At 61.7% G+C, this 15576-nt stretch carries 18 protein-coding genes; 13 read left to right on the forward strand and 5 right to left on the reverse strand.

Annotation, left to right across the window (positions count from 1 at the left end):
- Positions 1–230 precede the first annotated feature (230 nt).
- Together AB4048_RS06835 and AB4048_RS06840 are read left to right on the forward strand one after the other, a co-directional pair.
- Positions 231–1205 (forward strand): MBL fold metallo-hydrolase, encoded by a 975-nt coding sequence (locus tag AB4048_RS06835; protein ID WP_442201171.1) that lies wholly within the window; start codon positions 231–233, stop codon positions 1203–1205.
- Positions 1206–1222: 17 nt separating this feature from the next.
- A complete protein-coding gene (locus AB4048_RS06840; RefSeq protein WP_442201172.1) occupies positions 1223–1669 on the forward strand; it encodes a tetratricopeptide repeat protein in 447 nt (148 codons plus the stop codon).
- A 66-nt stretch (positions 1670–1735) separates the two neighbouring features.
- On the opposite strand, the gene AB4048_RS06845 is transcribed toward AB4048_RS06840, so the two are convergent.
- Positions 1736–2734 (reverse strand): LLM class flavin-dependent oxidoreductase, encoded by a 999-nt coding sequence (locus AB4048_RS06845; RefSeq protein WP_442201173.1) that lies wholly within the window; start codon positions 2732–2734, stop codon positions 1736–1738.
- A 418-nt stretch (positions 2735–3152) separates the two neighbouring features.
- Positions 3153–5459 (reverse strand): methyl-accepting chemotaxis protein, encoded by a 2307-nt coding sequence (locus AB4048_RS06850; protein WP_442201174.1) that lies wholly within the window; start codon positions 5457–5459, stop codon positions 3153–3155.
- Between the two features lie 242 nt (positions 5460–5701).
- On the opposite strand from AB4048_RS06850, the gene ruvC reads away from it, so the two are divergent.
- The 9 genes from ruvC to AB4048_RS06895 all read left to right on the forward strand — a co-directional run bounded on the left by ruvC (position 5702) and on the right by AB4048_RS06895 (position 10885).
- Positions 5702–6214, forward strand: a complete 513-nt coding sequence (gene ruvC / locus AB4048_RS06855) for a crossover junction endodeoxyribonuclease RuvC (protein WP_442201175.1) — start codon at positions 5702–5704, stop codon at positions 6212–6214.
- A gap of 58 nt (positions 6215–6272) precedes the next feature.
- Positions 6273–6524 carry an AbrB/MazE/SpoVT family DNA-binding domain-containing protein gene (locus AB4048_RS06860; protein WP_442201176.1) on the forward strand — a complete coding sequence of 84 codons (252 nt, stop codon included), beginning with the start codon at positions 6273–6275 and terminating at the stop codon, positions 6522–6524.
- A gap of 1 nt (position 6525) precedes the next feature.
- Positions 6526–6939, forward strand: coding sequence for a type II toxin-antitoxin system VapC family toxin (locus AB4048_RS06865; protein WP_442201177.1), 414 nt, complete (start codon positions 6526–6528; stop codon positions 6937–6939).
- A gap of 13 nt (positions 6940–6952) precedes the next feature.
- Positions 6953–7567, forward strand: a complete 615-nt coding sequence (ruvA, locus tag AB4048_RS06870; RefSeq protein WP_442201178.1) for a Holliday junction branch migration protein RuvA — start codon at positions 6953–6955, stop codon at positions 7565–7567.
- Between the two features lie 74 nt (positions 7568–7641).
- Positions 7642–7926 carry an AbrB/MazE/SpoVT family DNA-binding domain-containing protein gene (locus AB4048_RS06875; RefSeq protein ID WP_442201179.1) on the forward strand — a complete coding sequence of 95 codons (285 nt, stop codon included), beginning with the start codon at positions 7642–7644 and terminating at the stop codon, positions 7924–7926.
- On the forward strand, positions 7923–8327 hold the full coding sequence (locus tag AB4048_RS06880; RefSeq protein ID WP_442201180.1) for a PIN domain-containing protein: 405 nt from the start codon (positions 7923–7925) through the stop codon (positions 8325–8327). Before AB4048_RS06875 ends, AB4048_RS06880 begins: the two co-directional genes overlap by 4 nt.
- The gene (gene ruvB, locus AB4048_RS06885) at positions 8324–9364 is read left to right on the forward strand and encodes a Holliday junction branch migration DNA helicase RuvB (protein WP_442201181.1); all 1041 of its coding nucleotides are present in this window, start codon (positions 8324–8326) and stop codon (positions 9362–9364) included. Before AB4048_RS06880 ends, ruvB begins: the two co-directional genes overlap by 4 nt.
- The gene (locus tag AB4048_RS06890; RefSeq protein WP_442201182.1) at positions 9365–10240 is read left to right on the forward strand and encodes a metallophosphoesterase; all 876 of its coding nucleotides are present in this window, start codon (positions 9365–9367) and stop codon (positions 10238–10240) included.
- 75 nt (positions 10241–10315) lie between these two features.
- Positions 10316–10885: a DinB family protein gene (locus AB4048_RS06895; RefSeq protein WP_442201183.1), complete on the forward strand. Its 570-nt coding sequence runs from the start codon at positions 10316–10318 to the stop codon at positions 10883–10885.
- Positions 10886–10888: 3 nt separating this feature from the next.
- Here the strand turns inward: AB4048_RS06895 and AB4048_RS06900 are convergent, their stop codons facing one another.
- The 3 genes from AB4048_RS06900 to AB4048_RS06910 are packed head-to-tail and all read right to left on the reverse strand — an operon-like array spanning position 10889 to position 13865.
- Positions 10889–11785 carry an NAD-dependent epimerase/dehydratase family protein gene (locus tag AB4048_RS06900; protein ID WP_442201184.1) on the reverse strand — a complete coding sequence of 299 codons (897 nt, stop codon included), beginning with the start codon at positions 11783–11785 and terminating at the stop codon, positions 10889–10891.
- On the reverse strand, positions 11782–12648 hold the full coding sequence (locus AB4048_RS06905; protein ID WP_442201185.1) for a glycosyltransferase: 867 nt from the start codon (positions 12646–12648) through the stop codon (positions 11782–11784). The genes AB4048_RS06900 and AB4048_RS06905 overlap by 4 nt, the downstream gene beginning before the upstream one ends.
- Positions 12645–13865, reverse strand: a complete 1221-nt coding sequence (locus AB4048_RS06910; protein ID WP_442201186.1) for an NAD-dependent epimerase/dehydratase family protein — start codon at positions 13863–13865, stop codon at positions 12645–12647. The genes AB4048_RS06905 and AB4048_RS06910 overlap by 4 nt, the downstream gene beginning before the upstream one ends.
- A gap of 137 nt (positions 13866–14002) precedes the next feature.
- Between AB4048_RS06910 and ybgC the strand changes: the two genes are divergently transcribed.
- Positions 14003–14464: a tol-pal system-associated acyl-CoA thioesterase gene (gene ybgC / locus AB4048_RS06915; protein ID WP_442201187.1), complete on the forward strand. Its 462-nt coding sequence runs from the start codon at positions 14003–14005 to the stop codon at positions 14462–14464.
- Positions 14465–14844: 380 nt separating this feature from the next.
- On the forward strand, positions 14845–15564 hold the full coding sequence (tolQ, locus tag AB4048_RS06920) for a protein TolQ (protein ID WP_442201188.1): 720 nt from the start codon (positions 14845–14847) through the stop codon (positions 15562–15564).
- Positions 15565–15576: the final 12 nt, after the last annotated feature.

Here is a 15576-nt window from a genome sequence, read left to right on the forward strand (position 1 = left end):
ACAGGGCGCAATGTCGCGCAGTTTCTAGATCGTCCGATCGGGCGTTTTATTCCCGGCGAACGGCATTTTTTTCGAGAGAGCATGCGAAGGGCGGAGGAGGGCAAAAATTTCGACGCGCTTTCAATAGGTTGTGACGAATTGGCGCCGCGCCGGGAATAAATGGCGGGCTTTGCGGCTCTTGTTCGGCAGCGGAGGCGATCGCCTGCCGCGCCAACCAGGGAGTTATCGCAATGTTGGTCATGTCACGTCGCAGCGTTCTGGGAACGGTGGCCGCGGCGGCCGCTTTCGGGCTTTCGTCGAAACTGGAATTCGTTCTGCCGGCGCTTGCCGAAACGCCGCTCGAGCCCACTGTCGGGTTCCACCGCTACCGGGTGGGAAACGTTGAAGTCACCGCGATCTATGACGGTATCTGGCGCAAGCCGCACGATCCGGCCTTCATCAAGAACGCCTCGATCGAGGATACCAAAGAGGCGCTTGCCAAGGCCGGCCAGACCACGGAATTCATGCCCATTCCGCTCACCGTCGTCGTCTTGAAGATCGGCGACCGGCTGATCATGATGGACGCCGGCTCCGGCGTCGGCCAATGGCAGGCGAACGCGACGCATCTGCCCGCCAACATGCAGGCCGCCGGTATCGACTACCGCAAGATCGATACCGTCATGATTTCCCATTTTCACCCCGACCATGTCTGGGGGCTGATGGAAAAGGGTACGAACGCGCCGGTCTTCCAAGATGCGGAACTGATCGTCAACGCCGCCGAATACAATTGGTGGACGGATCCCGGCCGCGTCGACAAGCTCGCGCCGGCGCGAAAGGATGCGGGAAAGCGCATCGCCCAGGTCTTTCCGACCTGGAAGAACTGGAAACTGGTCGAGGACGGCGCGGAAGTCGCCCCCGGTATCCACATGATCGCAGCAGCTGGGCACACCCCTGGTCACTCCGTCTTCCTGATCGACGCCGGAAGCGATCAGCTGTTGGTCTCGGCCGACACCATGTATGTGCCGGCGCTGCTTGCCCCGCATCCGGAATGGCAGGGCAGCTACGATCAGGACGGACCTATGGCGGTGGAGACGCGCCATAGGATCATCGACCGGGTCATCGCCGACAACGTCAAGATCTGCGGCTCACATTTTCCGTTCCCGGGCACCGGTACCTTCGTCAAGGACGGCAATGCCTATGTCTTCACACCCACGGCACAAGCCTGAACTCAAAGGATAAGATCATGATGAAGCACATTCTTCTCGCCCTGGCAGTGATTGCCGCGGCACCTGCCGCCGCAATCCTGCCTGCTCATGCGGTCGACAACATCGAATCGACGGATGCGCCGGACCTGACGTCGGTCCGGGCAAAGATTGCAGCCAAGGACTATTCGGGTGCGCTGACAGAACTGCGCGGCTTCGCGAACGAAAGCCCTCAGGCGGATGTCTACAATCTCATGGGATATACGCTGCGCAAGACCGGGGACTACAGGACGTCGCTCACCTACTACACGAAGGCGCTGGAGCTTCAGCCCGATCACCGCGCGGCGCGGGAGTATCTGGGCGAACTCTACGTCGAGACGGGCGACATGCCGCACGCCCGCGCGCAATTGGCCGAGCTGACGCGGCTTTGCCCGGCGGGTTGCGAGGAGCGCGACGATCTGCAGCGGGCGATTACCGCCGCCAACTAGCAGGAGCAAATAGATAGAACAGCAGAGGCGCCGCCCGTCCGTCAAGACGAGGGCGGCGCGTCGGATTCAGGTCGCCTTTTCCATCAAGGGGAGGCCGGCGAAGAGTTCGACGGAGCGCAGGCGCGCCTCGATGTCGTGGATCGGCATCGAGATGATGACTTCGTCGGCCTGCGTTTCCTTCACAAAGGCGGCGAGTTTCTGCTCGCCGGTCTTGGGCGAGCCGACGACCGCGTATCGAAGCGTATGTTCGACAGTCAGCTTCTCCATCGGAGTCCAGATGTCCTCCATGCTGTCGACCGGCCGGGGGAAGGGCGTGCGCACATTCCGGCGCAGATTGACGAACTGCTGCTGGGACGAGGTGAAAAGGCGCTGCGCCTCCGCATCCGTCTCTGCGAGCGCCCCCATGACGCCGACCATGACATAGGGCTCGGCAAGTGTTTCGGATGGCGTGAAGCGGCTGCGGTAAAGCTCGATCGCGTCAAGCAGAGAGTCCGGCGCGAAATGCGACGCGAAGGCATAGGGGAGCCCGAGCGCCGCCGCCAGGTGCGCGCTGTAGAGGCTGGAGCCGAGAAGCCAGATCGGCACCCGCGCATCCGTGCCCGGCACCGCGAGTATCGGCTGGCTTTCGTCGAAGGGGCCGAGTAGGCGCTGCAATTCGACGACATCGTTCGGAAAATTCTCAGCACCGGCGTCGAGATTGCGCCGCAGCGCACGCGCCGTGCGCATATCCGTGCCCGGCGCGCGGCCAAGCCCGAGATCGACGCGGCCCGGAAACAGCGCCTCCAGCGTGCCGAACTGCTCGGCGATGACGAGTGGCGAATGGTTGGGCAGCATGACGCCGCCCGAGCCGATGCGGATGCGCGACGTCGCCGCGCCAACATGACCGATCACGACCGCTGTCGCGGCGCTCGCAATCCCCGGCATGCCGTGATGCTCGGCGAGCCAGAAGCGCTTGTAACCGAGCGCTTCGGCCATCTGGGCCATGCGCTTCGAGCTTTCGAGAGACTGCCTGATATTGCTGCCTTCGGCGACAGGCGAAAGATCGAGAATGGAGAAGGGAACCATGGTGTGACCTTGCGGCTAGCGCATGGCCTTAGGCGCCATGCGTGGATGAGTAACGACGGCGCCATTGGCGCGGTCGTGGGAGAGACCGGTTCCGCTCATGTAGGTGCGGCGCTTGGCAATGAAAGGGTCGCGGGTGCTGAAAAGAGAAAGGCCGGCGAACCGGCCTCAGACTGCTGACACCCCCGACGGCTTACTCAGGACTGCGCCGCTATCCGCCGTCACCCCGGACTCGATCCGGGGTCCAGCGCGCGCAAGTCCTTGCGCGCAAGAGACTCTTTCGCGCCGCCGACGCGGCGCGGCTGGATCCCGGCTCAAGGCCGGGATGACGGAGAGAACGGACAGCGCTCGCAAAAAGACTGCTTTGTCAGCAAACTGACGCCGGCGAACCGGCCTTCTTGATCTTGGCTGATAAGTTGCCTCAGGCGTAACGGCGCATGGGGCGATTGTCAGCCACTGGGACGTCGGCGAGGGTGAAGTTGCCGAGGCGGCTGTCCATCTCGCCTGCCTCGGAGGCGAGGCGATGGATCGCCGCCGTTGTTTCCTCGACCATGGCGGCATTCTGCTGCGTCATGGCATCGAGGTCGGCAACGGCGAGGTTGATCTGCCTCAGCGTATCGGCCTCCTCGCGCGTCGACAGCATCATTTCGCCGATCTGGTGATTGATCGCCTCGACATGCCGGCCGATACCGCCAAGCCCGGTGCCGGCGCGCTCGACCAGCGAGACGCCTGCCTCCACTTCCCGGGTGGATTTCTGAAGCAGGCCCGCGATTTCCTTTGCCGCGGCGGAGGAGCGCTGGGCGAGTTCGCGGACCTCCTGGGCGACCACGGCAAAGCCCCTGCCCGAATCTCCGGCGCGCGCCGCTTCGACGCCGGCGTTGAGAGCGAGAAGGTTGGTTTGGAAGGCGATTTCGTCGATGACGCCGATGATCTGGTTGATCTGCCGCGACGAGCCCTGGATGGCTTCCATCGCCGCCACCGTTTCGCGCATGACGCGACCAGATTCCTGCGTTTGCGACTGCGCGTCGCGGGCAATACGCTCGGCCTGTTCGGCGCGCGAGATCTGGGTTTTGACGGCATCGGTGATGGCGCCGATCGCGCTTGCGGTTTCGGTAAGCGAGGCGGCCTGGCGCTCGGTTCGCTCGGCGAGCTGGTCGGCGCCGGCGCGCATCTCCTGCGATCCCTCGCGCACTGCCGCCGAGTTGCCGCCGACGCCCGCCATCGTATCGTTGAGTGCCGAAAGCGCCTTGTTGAAGTTGATGCGCAGCGCTTCGAGATCGGCGGGAAAGGTTTTCCGGATGCGATAGCCGAGATCGCCGCCCGCCAGACGGCCGAGACCTTCGTCGAGCGCGCCGACGACCTGCTGCAGCGTTTGTGCTTCGGCTTCGCGCTCGGCCAAATGCTGCCGGCGCTGCCCTTCGGCGTGTTCGCGTGCCTCGGCGCTTGCCACCTCCATCTGACGCTGGCTGATCAGCGATTGCTGGAACCGGGCGAGCGCCTTCGCCATGGTGCCGATCTCGTCATTGCGCTCCTGGCTGCCGATGTTGCGGTCGAGCTTGCCGTCGGCCACATCCCGGGTGGCGAGCGCAAGGCGCGCGAGCGGCGCGAAGAGCCATTTCATGATCGCGCCCGTTGCAAGCGCGACCACGACGAGAACGCCGAGCCCCATCGCCGCAAGCAGCAGGGCTATCTGAAGCGAGCCGGCATTGAGTTCCGTCGTCAACAGGCTTTCGACCATGAGAAATTTGTCGGCGCCCACGGTTATCGGTCGGGCATAGGCGCGCGCGGCGCCGTCGGGGCGCGAAAGATCGGCAACTGTCATGCCGTCCCTGGCAAGCGCGGCCGAGGCAAAGCCGAAGGCGGCGCTGTCGAGATTGGTCAAATGGCCGGCGTCGTCGAGACCGATGATGCTGCCATCCTCGGAGACCACCGCCGAGCGCGCCGAGCTGCCGGCGACGTTGCCCTTGGACAGGATGGAAGCGATGATTTCGTCGCGGACCTTGAAGAGCATCACGCCCTTCGGCGCGCCGAGCTTGAGGATCGGTACGGCGAAATAGACGGCGCCGCTATCGCTGTTCGGCTCGACCTTGAGACCGGAAAACGCGGTGGGTGCCGTATCGTCGGTCGCCTTTGCGACATTGGCGACGGCCTCCGCAAACACCGCACCCAGGCTGGTCTTGCTCCAGGCGTCGGACTTCAGGTTTTCGGCAAATGCATCGCCCTTCTTGTAAGAATAGATGACGAAGCCGTCCATATCGGCGATGAGCAGGTCGCTGAAGGGCGAAACCTGCAGGTCGCGGGCGACTTCAGTTTGCGCCTGTTCATGGCTCGAATAGTAGAAGCCGCTCGGGCCCGCCGGCTTGAGGAGCTTTTCGCGCTGGTCGGCCGGGTTCGGGTTCTTCGTGACGAAGACGTTCTTCAATTCGGCGCGGGCATTGCCCGTCGTCTTCTCTATGGTCTTCCAGCCGCTGCGCAGGCTGGTGATCGCCATCTGCAGCGCTTCGATGCGCGCGATCGAGTCCGCCTGTGTCCCGATCTGCTCCAGCGCGTTCTTCAGCATGTCGCCGCGAAAGATCAGCACGCTCTCCTTCGCCCGCAGCGCCTGTGCGTCCGACATGCGGCTGCTGGCGACATAGGCAAGCGTCGACAACACGCCGAGCGAAACCAGCGTCAGCAGAAGAAAGGTCGCGATGACCTTGAAGGAAAGGGACTGAAGTCTTTTCATCATGGGATGACCCTTGGAGAGCCGAGCGGCCGGGTTTTTAGCATGGGGCGCTTGTGCGCCGTTCGAGCGATCTCCAAGGAAAGTCCGTGCCGCGGCAAAAGCGGTCATCCTCCCCCTGGAATCCGCTATTAGATTTCAGGCATGGACCTTAATTCAGCGTAAATGCAGCGATGCCAACCACAGCATGTTTTTGTTTTGTTCACATATTGCTGGCAGATACTCGGTCACAACGATAGGGTGAGCCCATGCACAATACGATTCGCATCATCGGCATCGATCCCGGCCTTCGGCGAACCGGCTGGGGCATCATCGAGACGCTGGGAAATTCGTTGCGTTTCGTGGCTTCCGGCACGGTGACCTCCGACGGCGAGAAGGATCTGGCCTCGCGGCTTTGCGAGCTTCATGACGGACTTGCCGAAATCGTGCATGCCTACAAGCCGGACGAAGCCGCTGTCGAGCAGACCTTTGTCAACAAGGACGCCGTGGCGACGTTGAAGCTCGGCCAGGCCCGCGGCGTCGTCATGCTGGTGCCGGCCCGCGCCGGGTTGCCGGTCTCCGAGTACGCGCCAAATGCCGTCAAGAAGGCGGTGATCGGCGTCGGCCACGGGGAGAAACAGCAGATCCACATGATGCTGAAGATCCTGATGCCAAAGGCGGAATTCAAGGGCAACGATGCCGCCGACGCGCTGGCGATCGCCATCTGCCACGCCCACAATCGCGGCGGAAACCGCATGCGACAGGCGGCGCTCGCGGGGTGAGTGTTCTTGACTTGTTCTTGCGGTAATGATAATTCTTACCGAAATCAGGAGCAAGCCGATGCGAGTAACCTCCAAGGGACAAGTGACCATTCCGCGCGACCTGCGTGAGTTGGCCGGTATCGAGCCCAACAGCGAGGTCATCTTCTCGGTCGAGTCAGGCAAGCTCGTGCTGACACCGAAAAACGGCAAGCGGGAAATCGAGGACCGGGAGCGACTGGATCGCTTCATGGAGACCGTGAAGCGGCTGGAGGGGAGTGGCGATCAGGAGATCGATGCCGAAACCCTTATGTCGATAACGCGCGATCGATAGTATGGTGACCATGGTCGATACCGATGTGCTGGCCGATCTGGCCGTGCGCCAATCCTCCTGGCACAAATGGTCGAGCGGGCAGCTTTTTCATGCCTTCAAGCGTGGTCCGATCGTCATCAACCCCATCATCTACGCCGAGTTTTCCGTGCGCTACGACGATATCGAAGAGGTCGACCGACTGCTGCCGCACGAGGAATTTCGGCGGGAGAATCTACCTTGGGCGGCGTCGTTTGCGGCGGCCGCGGCGTTTCGGCTCTACCGACGCGCCGGCGGCGGACGCGATCGGATCCTTCCGGATTTCCTGATCGGCGCGCATGCGGCCATCCGCGGCTATTCCATCTTGACGCGCGATCCAAAAGGATATCGTTCCTATTTTCCTTCTGTCGACCTGATTTCCCCCGAAACCCATCCCTGACGGACATGACGCAATGATTGGCAAGCTCAAAGGCACAATCGAGGAAATCGGCGACGACCACGTGCTCGTCGACGTCCACGGCGTCTGCTACGTCGCGCATTGCTCGGCGCGGACGCTGTCGCGGCTGGGCTCGGTCGGCGAGGCCTGCGTTCTCTTCATCGAGACCTATGTGCGCGAGGATCAGCTGCGGCTCTTCGGCTTCATGACCGCGCTGGAGCGCGAATGGTTCAACCTGTTGCAGAGCGTTCAGGGCGTGGGCGCCAAGGTGGCGCTGGCGATCCTTTCAGCGCTGACGCCCGGTGAACTGGCCAATGCCATCGCGCTGCAGGACAAGGCAGCCGTTTCCCGCGCGCAAGGGGTTGGTCCCAAGGTCGCCGTGCGCATCGTCACCGAGCTGAAGAACAAGGCGCCGGCCTTTGCCGGCGAGGCGATCAACATCGGCCTTAAGCAGGAGCTCGGCGAAGGCGTTGCAGCAGCGCCGGTGGCCGATGCCGTCTCGGCGCTCACCAACCTGGGCTACTCGCGCGACCAGGCGGCAAACGCCGTGGCGGCCGCGATGAAGAATGCCGGCGAGGGGGCAGATAGCGCCAAGCTGATCCGGCTCGGCTTGAAGGAATTGGCGCGATAATGTAGGATGATCTGCAGTTTTTCTGCCGAATGGATGAATTTCCTCCAAATTGAAAATCTTAGGAGAGACGAGAGATGCGGGGAGAATTGATCCTTTCGCCCAAGGGGCAGGTCACCTTTCCCAAGGAGATGCGGGAGGCGCTCGGCCTCGAGCCCGGCGATCAACTGGTGTTCTCCATCATCGACGGTGAGCTTGTCATCACTCCGAAGTCGATCAACTTCAACGATCTCGCGGGCCTTCTTGGGACGCCTCCAAACGGTTCTGCCTCGCTTGAGGACATCGACGCCGCCGTGACCGAGGCTGCAGGCGGCGACGTGGTTGATGAAACGACACAATCTGCTTCGGGTATTGCCGCATGATCGCGTACGGCATCGACACGAATGTTTTGTTGAGACTGGTCGTCGATGATGATCCCGCCCAGAGAGAGGCGGCGCTCAAGTTCGGTGCGGGGCTTGGAAAGCAATATCGGGGCTTTCTGTCGCTCCTCAATCTGCTGGAGTTCGATTGGGCGTTGCGCGCGCGTTTCGGCTTCAAAAAGAAAGACGTGGCCGATGCGATCCATAAGCTGACGCGTGTCAGAGGATTGGACGTCGAAAATCAGACGGTCGTCCTCAAGGCGCTAAGAGCTGTGGAAACGCGCAATGCCGATTTCGCCGATGCGTTGATTGCATATCGCGCAACCGAAGAAGGATGCAAGTCGACCAAGACATTCGACCCGCACTCGCTTAAGACGGTACCCGGAATGGAACTTTTGACATGAGTGAAGCTGCGCGCCTGATATCGTCCGAGAAGCGGGGCGAAGACCTGGATATAACGCTGCGTCCGCAGTCGCTGGACGAGTTCACCGGCCAGGCGGAAGCGCGCGCTAACCTCAAGGTCTTCATCGAGGCGGCCAAAAACCGCGGCGAGGCGCTGGACCATGTGCTTTTCGTCGGCCCGCCGGGGCTTGGCAAGACGACGTTGGCCCAGATCATGGCCAAGGAACTGGGTGTAAACTTCCGCTCGACTTCCGGCCCTGTCATCGCCAAGGCCGGCGATCTCGCGGCGCTCTTGACCAATCTCGAAGAGCGCGACGTGCTCTTTATAGACGAGATCCATCGCCTCAATCCGGCGGTCGAGGAAATCCTCTATCCCGCCATGGAGGATTTCCAGCTCGACCTCATCATCGGCGAGGGGCCGGCGGCGCGCTCGGTCAAGATAGACCTCGCCAAGTTCACGCTCGTTGCCGCCACGACCCGTCTAGGGCTGTTGACGACGCCGCTGCGCGACCGTTTCGGAATTCCGGTCAGGCTCAGCTTCTACACGGTCGAGGAATTGGAATTGATCGTGCGCCGCGGCGCGCGGCTGATGGGGCTCGGCATAACCGACGACGGAGCGCGCGAGATTGCGCGGCGCGCCCGCGGCACGCCGCGCATCGCCGGCCGTCTCTTGCGGCGCGTGCGCGATTTTGCCGAGGTCGCCCGCGCCGAAGCTGTGACGCGGCAGATCGCCGACGAGGCCCTGACCCGGCTTCTCGTCGACCATGCCGGTCTCGACCAGCTGGACAAGCGCTATCTCAACATGATCGCCGTCAATTTCGGCGGTGGACCTGTCGGCATCGAAACGATCGCCGCCGGGCTCTCCGAGCCGCGCGACGCCATCGAGGACATCATCGAGCCCTATATGATCCAGCAGGGCTTCATCCAGCGCACGCCGCGCGGCCGGGTGCTCACGGCGACGGCTTGGAAGCATCTTGGAATGCAGCCGCCGAAGGATCTGGAAGCCGCCCAGTTCAGGTTGACGCTGGAGGATGACTGATTGATCACCCGGCGCGGGCTGCTCAAACTGTTCGGAGCCGCTTTCACTGCGATGGTCGCCACCGCAGCCTATCCGTTCACTGAAGTGATGGCGACACCTCACTTGAGGCGATATACCTTCCGGCCTACGAGATGGACCGACGGCCTCAAGCTTCGCGTGTGCGTGCTTGCGGACTTTCACGCCTGTGAACCCTGGATGGACCTCGCACGGATGGAGTCAATCTGTGTGACAGCCAATGAACTGAAGCCTGATATTTTCCTTCTGCTCGGTGACTATGCAGCTGTTGCGTCTGCAGACTGGGCAAAGGTTTTGACCTGCCTTTCTGCGCCGCTTGGTGTGCACGCGATTCTAGGCAATCATGACTACTGGGAGGACCTGAAATTTCAGGCGGATCCCACGGCCGACAACATAGCAACCACCGCACTCCGCAATGTCGGCATCGCGACCTACATAAACGAGGCAGTTCGCCTGGAAAAGGACGGCCATCCTTTTTGGTTGGCAGGACTTGGCGACCAGATGGCGCTTCGTCCCGGAAAACGTTTCAACCGGCGCTTCATGCAGGGAATAGACGATCTTGATACGACGATGGCATTGATTACGGATGAGGCGCCCGCAATACTGATGGCCCACGAGCCCGACATCTTCCCCAAGGTAGGCAACAGGATCAGTCTCACGCTTTCGGGGCATACACACGGTGGACAGATCAATCTCTTCGGTTGGCATCCGGTGGCCGCATCGCGCGGCTCACGGCGATACCCAGGCGGGCATTTCCGCGAGGAAAACGGTGATCTTATTGTATCCCGGGGGCTCGGCTGTACATTCCTGCCTATCCGGGTTGGTGTGCAGCCGGAAATTCTGCTTTTAGAGTTGGGATAATGCAAGGAGCGGATGCCAGCCATGTATATCTTCGCGTTCGGCACTGAATGACAGTGCACCCAGCGAGGCACTCAAATGGATGAAGCCGCATTCAATCCCGCCCGATCATTCCGCAAGCTGGCCTACAACAATGCGCTCGCGAATTTCCGGCTCCATCAGGCCTGCGCCGCCCTGCTGCCCGGTGAATTCGAGGCCGCGAGGGTGAGCTTCTTTCCCTCGATCAAGGCGACGCTGAACCATATCCTGACGGTCGACTGGTTCTATGTCGACGGACTTGAGGGCGGTCGGCTCGGCATCGGAGCCTTCGAGCAGGAAGAGCCCTGCCAGACCATCGAGGCGCTGGCGGTAGAGCAGCGTGAGGTGGACGGCCGCCTCGTTGCCTTCTGCGAGAGCCTGACGCCGGAGACGCTGGCGCAGTCCGTCGATCTTCACCGCGGCGAGCGCATCCAGCGCGAACGCGCCGACGATGTGCTCAACCATCTGTTCCAGCACCAGACCCACCATCGCGGCCAGGTCCACGCCATGCTGGCCGGCAGCAGCGTCAGACCGCCGCAGCTCGACGAATTCATCGTTGCCGACGACGCCCGCTTTCGTGTGCAGGAACTTCAGTCTTTCAAATGGAGTGAAGGCAAGCTGATGGGCTGAGCTTCAGGGCCGCCCGGGCGCCAACGCGTGGCACAGCTGTCGGATCGTGTCTTCGAAGAGAGGCAGACCACCTCCCGCCCAGCCGCGCGCGCGGATTTTTGTGCAGTCCATCGCGATCTCCGTTGGCTGCACGCCAGCGGGGAGGGGATGCGGCGATTGGCTGAGGTCGCGGACGATCTTCAGTATGTCATGGGTATCGGCCCAAACATCGGAGACGTTAAAGGCCTGGCCGTTGATTTCGGCCGCGTCCGTTTCCAGCATCAGGCGTACAGCGCGCGCGAGATCGCGGCCATGGACCTCCGTACCGCCACGCGAGGCAACGGGTCTGCCGGCGAGGTAGTCGGCCAGCAGCCCGTCCCATTTGTTGGGCCGTAAATCGCCATAAACGCCCGTCGCCCGCAAGCTTGCCGTGACGAAGTTCGAAGTCCCGAGTGCGGCCAGTGCGCGCTCGCCATCTTGCTTGATCTCGCCGTAGAGCGTGCTCGGCGACACTGGGTCATCTTCGGAAAACCCCGGGCGCTGTGACCCGTCGCCATAGACGGCGCGGGAGGAAAGAAAGACGCAAGTGCCGACGCCGGCGCGCTTGGCGGCTTCGAACAGGCTGATCGTGCCGTGGAGGTTGAAGCGGCGAAAGCTGGCAGGGTCCAAGCCTTCGCCGCCGCGATACTTGCCCGGGACGTGGCTGAAGGCGCAGTGCACGAACGCGTCGATGCCTTCGAAGGTGGCCGTCTGGTGCGCGTCAGGATCGAGGGTCAGCGGCACAAATCGGATCGGCCGGGAGAAAAGGCCGTCTACCGCGTCGCGCCGGCTGCCGACGATAAGCTGATAGCCATGCGCGGCCAGTTCTTCGACGATGTAGCGTCCGACGAGACCCGTGCCGCCCGAGACGAGGACCCTCATCGCAGGTCTCTCGGATTGGGAAGGGTGTCGATGTCAGGAATATCCTTGCCCTCGTAAAACCTCTGCCACAGCTCGATCAGCGGCATCAGCTGCTCTGCCTTTGGGTGGTCGCGCTCCCAAGGCTTTTCATATTGGTAGTGCAGGATCGATATGCTCTGCCAATCCCAGAGATCGGGCAGGTTGAACCATACATACTGCAGCATGTTCATGAAGATCGGCAGGCCGTGCCAGTCCGGGAAGAATGCCTGCAGGAAAGTCTGGTCGGTGCGCCGCCAGAATGCGCCGGGCAGATCGAGTTTCGCGATCATCTCCGCAAAGGTCGCAAACGAGGGACGCGCGACGAAGACGCCGGAATTCATCCGGTGAAAGTCGGAAAGGCTCTCGTAGACGTTGGGGGCGGCGGACAATTCCGGATAATCGAACAGCCGGTCGATATTCTTGAGCACGAGCGCGTCCGCATCGATGAAGACGCAGGCCTCGTAGTGGACGAGCTGCCAGAGGCGCAGCTTGCAGAAGTTATCGAGCGGCGAATGGAAGTCGGGCTTGCGCCCCTTGGCGAACGGCGCGCTCGCATGGAGATTGGCGCGGGCATAGCGGGCCGCGAATTCCGCCGAGACGGGCAGCGGCTGCGCTTCGACCAGCCGGCAGCCAAGCGCCTCAAGCGGCGCCAGGTCGTCCTCTTCGACCTGAGGCATATGGAGGACGACGATGTCGGCCTCGGTCGCCGTCAGGCGGATGGAGCGTGCGAGCGCCAACGCGCCGATCGCGTAGTCGGCATTGCTGACGAGGGTCACGAAGGCGCGCAGCGATCTTGGCGCTGTGCGGGCTCGAAGCCCTTCGGGGAGTTCGTCGATGGACATCATGAAACCGATTTCAGCCGCCGGCCTTCCGGATCGTGATTGACGGCGGCGGCGAGATCCTTCGTCCAGGCGGAAACGGCGGGCACGCGTGAACGCTCGACACGATAGGCATATTTGCTGGCGACATCGACGATTTCGCTGAGCAGCCCTGTCTTGAGCGTCGTCGGTTGCAGGCCGAGGTCGAGGAATTTTTGGTTATCGACGACGAGCTCGTTTTCCGATGCTTCCTTGCGTGGATTGGGTAGCCAGGCGATCTCGGAGCCCGCCATCGCCGCGACTATCCGCGCCAGATCGCGGATGCGGTGCGTTTCGGTCATCTGGTTGAAGATCTCGACGCGCGCGCCGCGCGCCGGTGGGTTCTTCAGCGCCAGCTCGATGCAGCGCACGGAGTCCTGAATGTGAATGAAAGCGCGCGTCTGTCCGCCGGTTCCGTGCACGGTGAGCGGATGGCCGATGGCGGCCTGGATGAGGAAGCGGTTGAGAACCGTGCCGTAATCGCCGTCATAGTCGAAGCGATTGATCAGCTGGCTATGTCGGCGCGTCTGTTCGGTATGCGTTCCCCAGACGATGCCCTGGTGCAGGTCGGTGATCCGGAGGCCATCATTCCTGGCGTAGAACTGGAAGAGCAGCTGATCGAGGCATTTGGTCATGTGGTAGATCGAGCCGGGATTGGCGGGATAGAGAATGTCCTGGCTGACCGTGCGGCCGTCGGCAGTATTGATCCCGACGGGCAGATAGCCCTCAGGGATGGCGGCGCCGACCGTCGAATAGCCGTAGACGCCCATGGTGCCGAGATGCACCAGATGCGCATCGAGATTGAGTTCGACGAGCGCATTCAAGAGGTTGTGGGTGGCGCTGACATTGTTGTTGACCGTGTAGTTTTTATGCCGGTCGCTCTTCATCGAATAGGGCGCGGCGCGCTGCTCGGCGAAATGGACGATCGCGTCGGGCCGGTGGTCTGCAAGCCAACGCTTCAGAAGTTCGTAGTCCTTGGCGAGATCGATGAGGTTGAAATGAATGCGCCGGCCGGTTTCGGCATGCCAGATGCGCGTGCGCTCCTGGATGGAATCCATCGGCGTCAGCGACTGCACGCCGAGTTCGGTGTCGATCCAGCGGCGAGACAGATTGTCGAGAATATGGATTTCATGACCGGCGTCCGAGAGGTGAAGCGAGGTTGGCCATCCGATGAAGCCGTCACCGCCCATAACCGCAATCCTCATGAGATATCCTCTCCTGTTTGCGAAAAACGTTGCTGCTGTCTTCTTTCGGATAGTTAGGAACTATGACAATTGTTCAACGCTTGCCCGCAGAAGTGTCTTCCGCCAAAGAGAACTCGGTCAAATTTTGGAGAGCGGCGATGAGCAACAGTCCCTTCCTGATCGCAGGAGAATTGACGAGTACGGGTCACAGGCTGATTCAGCGCGTCTATTATGAGGACACGGACTTTTCCGGCCTCGTCTATCACGCCCGTTACCTGCATTTCCTCGAGCGCGGGCGCACCGACTATCTGCGCTGTCTCGGCGTCGGCCAGCGCGAGCTGCTCAACGCGGACGAAGAGGGACTGGTCTTCGTCGTCCATCGTATGGAGATCGACTTCAAGGGACCGGCGCGAATGGACGATGTCTTGACGATCCATACCGTCACCGACAAGGCCGGCGGCGCCAAGATGGTGCTGTCCCAGGAGATCCGGTGCGACGGCGCGCTTCTGATCAGCGCGAAAGTCATCGTCGCCGTCATCAACGCGAAAGGCCGTCCCCGCCGGCTACCCGAGGAACTGGCCCATCAGTTGCTTGCGGCGTCCGCAGGGCAGGCGGGCTGAACTTGGCTAAACGGTCCATGATTCCCGGCCATCGCATGCTTGCAAAAACTTGAATTTCATGTGCAGGAATTCGCGCGCTGCAAGAAGCGTTTGAGTCATGTCTGCTACGACATGCCGATTCGTCCAAGAAAATGGGCTTTTATTCTGCGATTGTCATCTCCGTCGGCACTAACAAAGTTTTAACCATAATAGTGTCTTAATGACTAAGTCGGAGATTGTGCGGTGCACGCCTTCCTTTGACCAAATTTGACGGCAAGAAGGCAGAGGAAAGCTTGGAGGCTTGACCAGGGCGTTCAACGGCGGCTGCCAACACTTCTTGCGAGATCATTTTGAGCCGCCCGGTCTCGCGCCGGGCGTTTGGATTCGGGGATTTTGGATCAATGGAACAAGTTGGATTGGCTGCTGTGACGACCGACGTGACCTTGTGGTCTCTGTTCATGCAGGCTGGCCTGGTCGTGAAACTGGTCATGATCGGATTGCTCGCGGCGTCCGTCTGGACCTGGGCGATCGTCATCGACAAGTATCTCAACTACGGCCGAGCCCGCCGTCAGTTCGATCATTTCGAACAAGTCTTCTGGTCGGGCCAGTCGCTTGAAGAGCTCTATCGCACGCTGTCCGAACGCAGCAATACCGGCCTCAGCGCCATCTTCGTATCGGCCATGCGCGAATGGAAGAAATCCTTCGAGCGCGGCGCGCGGTCGCCGATCGGCCTGCAGATGCGTATCGACCGCGCCATGGACGTAACGCTGGCGCGCGAATCGGAGCATTTCGGTGGCCGGCTCGGCTCGCTCGCCACCATCGGCTCGGCGGCACCCTTCATCGGTCTATTCGGAACGGTTGTCGGTATCATGACCTCGTTCCAGGCGATCGCCGGCTCCAAGTCGACGAACCTCGCGGTCGTGGCTCCGGGTATCGCCGAAGCGCTGCTTGCAACCGCGATCGGCCTTGTGGCCGCTATCCCGGCGGTTATCGCCTACAACAAGTTTTCCGCCGACGCCGGCAAGCTGCAGGCGCGCATGGAAGGCTTCGCCGACGAATTCTCCGCTATCCTGTCGCGTCAGATCGACGAAAAACTGCAGCCGCGCCAGGCCGCGCAATAACCGGGACCTGAG

This window comes from Rhizobium sp. RAF56, assembly GCF_052113965.1.
Taxonomy (GTDB): domain Bacteria; phylum Pseudomonadota; class Alphaproteobacteria; order Rhizobiales; family Rhizobiaceae; genus Rhizobium.